Genomic DNA, 893 nt, shown 5'->3' on the forward strand with positions numbered 1-893 from the left:
TTTGGACAAATACTCGGGCAGCGCGTGAAAAAGAAATCGGCCACATAGATCACATTCTCATAGTCGTCCTGGGTAATGGTATCGCCCATCTGATTGATCAGGCTAAAATCGCGCACCCTATGATCTTTGTCATTGCCTTGCAATTGAAAATCCACGTAATCCGGATTCATATCCGAGGGATTCAAAACGGGTACAATTCGTCCCTTGCCTCCCCCAAATAATGACAGAATGAGGAGGCTTAAGATCAGCAGGGTTCCTAAAGTCAATAGGAGGCTGGATTTAGCTCTTCTTTTCATAGACCCCACTCACAAGACGGAAGTTTCAATTGCAATATCGGCCTCTTTCCAGGCCTGTTCAAATTCGGCCTTGATGGCTTTGGCTTCCTCAGCCTTATTCTGAGCTTTTAAGCTGAGATGCAGGCCCATCAGGGACCATCCATTTTGCCGGAGGACGTCTAGATCTTCCTTGTAAATTTGTTCGGCAGCTTCATATTCGCCGGCTTTAAGCAGCAGGGCACCCAAATTCTGGCGGGTTGGGATATGCCAGGCCGCAGGTTCTGTATAGGTCAATTGATCTTCAAGAGCAACTGCTTTCTTCAGATGTGCTATGGCTTTGGGCATATCGCCGTTCAGGGCCGCGAGTTCGCCGGCCACAACTTCAATAGCGATATTGGCGATGTCATTCGAAGGGTTGTGCGCAGCTGCAATCAATTCCTCCATTTTCGGATCCTTCATCAATTCTTTAAGGGCATAGAGCTCTTCCTGGGCTTCTTTGGCATTGTTCTTACGTACGAAGGCAATTCCACGGGCATAGTGGCGAATCAGGCGTAAATACAAGATTTCGGATTTGGGTGCTGGGATAGTCAATATGTCGTTCCATTTGCCGAATCGGGT

The 893-nt window shown here is 47.8% G+C and carries 2 protein-coding genes; both read right to left on the reverse strand.

Annotated elements, in window-relative coordinates; genetic code table 11:
- The coding region (locus tag Q0X89_RS12855; RefSeq protein ID WP_297694801.1) for an SCO family protein at positions 1–296 on the reverse strand (296 nt) is incomplete at its 3' end.
- Positions 297–305: 9 nt separating this feature from the next.
- On the reverse strand, positions 306–893 hold a 588-nt coding region (locus Q0X89_RS12860), incomplete at its 5' end, for a M48 family metallopeptidase (RefSeq protein WP_297694803.1).

Source organism: uncultured Eudoraea sp. (genome assembly GCF_947258525.1).
GTDB lineage: Bacteria > Bacteroidota > Bacteroidia > Flavobacteriales > Flavobacteriaceae > Eudoraea.